Source organism: Nostoc sp., from assembly GCF_035638895.1.
In the GTDB taxonomy this organism is placed as follows: domain Bacteria; phylum Cyanobacteriota; class Cyanobacteriia; order Cyanobacteriales; family Nostocaceae; genus Nostoc.
Window position 1 is genome coordinate 1 of record NZ_DASQZC010000464.1, and the last position, 1,581, is coordinate 1,581.

A 1,581-nucleotide genomic window follows, 5' to 3' on the forward strand; every position below is an offset into this window, starting at 1 on the left:
ACACCCTATCGCCGCCGCTACGAAGGTACTGGACTTGGACTGGCTTTAACTAAACAACTCGTGGAACTCCATCGGGGACGAATTGAAGTAGAATCAACTGTAAGTATTGGCTCAATTTTTACTGTATGGATACCAACTCAGTCAATCAGAGCGGTGAGTTAGGAGTTATGCGATTTTAGATTTTAGATTTTAGCCCACTGTTCGTTACTTAACTCGCCTCGATTCATCAACACACTATGCCTGCATTCGCCTATTTTTTAGGATACAACGAGTTTGAAAACATGAGTTGACTATATATGAAATTTTTGCAACTAACTTAAGTATGAATAAATAATCTATCTTAAGTAGGTTTTTGAAAGCAAGTGCGGCAAATAAGCTGTTATTTAATTGTTGAAAATAGCTTTCCATAACAGGAGTACTTAAACATAAAAAGTTTAAGTACTTTTTATCTAAACTATGATTTACGCACTGTACAAATTAACCATAATGTAAATTGTGGTATTTGGTCGCAGATGATATCAGCTAACCAAAGTACTAAATTATTTATTTTGAGGCTAGGCTAATAAGCATTTTTTCAAAAATTTTCAACACAGGCTCCTCTCCATTGTCTCTAGTAAAAATACTATAATTTGGATGAGAATTGATTTCAATCAACCAGTATTGGTTATCTCGATCTAAAACGATATCTAAACCACCATAATCAAGGTCTAATTCTTCAAAAATTGGTTTAGCAAAATTAGCAATCTCTGACAATATTTGTGGATCATTAATATACTTTGCTTTTGCACCATTCCAGTGTAAAGGGCTGAGGTTCCCCGCAAACTCTGCATCACTTATATCTTTTTCATAGAGCAAAACTAATTCTTTATTTAAGAAAACCGCTCTATACTCAGATTTAATGTGAATAAATTCTTGAGCGAGAGCAACGTAATCATACTTTTGATTAATATTAAAAATCTCTTTTAAACCAGTTTCAATTTCATCTGTATTCTGGCATAAAAAAACGTTATGTCCACCAGAGCCAGAATTTCTTTTCACAATCACTGGTGTTTCAAATTTCTCTTTAATCTCTAATACGATATCTTGAATACTTGGAAATTTTAAATAAATTTTATATTGAATGTCACAAAAAGGGGAAAGAAAACCTACTGTTCGAGGAAGTTTGACCTTTTGCTTTAAAATATGGTAAGTGTATTCCTTGTCTTTTACAATTTTTGCTACTGCTTGATTAATTAGCGGAGTGCTATAGTTACAAAAATAATGCTGTTTATTATTGAGTTTAATTCTTATTAAATTTTCAGCAGGTTTAAAAATTTCATAACTGATGTTTAAGTTTTCACAAGCTTGGAGCAATAACGAAACATTATCTAACATAAATACTTAAATTTAAATGTCCAAATTACGAATTAGGAATTGTTTTTAACTTGCTGTTTGCCGTTGAAAAATTACTATCTCAGTACCAACAACTGGGTTACGCGCTATCAACTTATTTTGGGAGTCGATAATTTCTAAATGGGTAAAATCCAGTTCTTGAGAGCGTTGTAATATCTCCGCAGCTAGTTTGTCCTGCTGAGATTCTTT

The 1,581-nt window shown here is 32.5% G+C and carries 2 protein-coding genes; one reads left to right on the forward strand and one right to left on the reverse strand.

The genetic code is table 11. The features are described from left to right. The coding region (locus tag VE944_RS23390) for an ATP-binding protein (protein ID WP_324982624.1) at positions 1–162 on the forward strand (162 nt) is incomplete at its 5' end. Positions 163–543: 381 nt separating this feature from the next. On the opposite strand, the gene VE944_RS23395 is transcribed toward VE944_RS23390, so the two are convergent. Beyond that, the gene (locus VE944_RS23395) at positions 544–1,374 is read right to left on the reverse strand and encodes an ATP-grasp domain-containing protein (RefSeq protein WP_324982622.1); all 831 of its coding nucleotides are present in this window, start codon (positions 1,372–1,374) and stop codon (positions 544–546) included. Between the last annotated feature and the right edge of the window lie 207 nt (positions 1,375–1,581).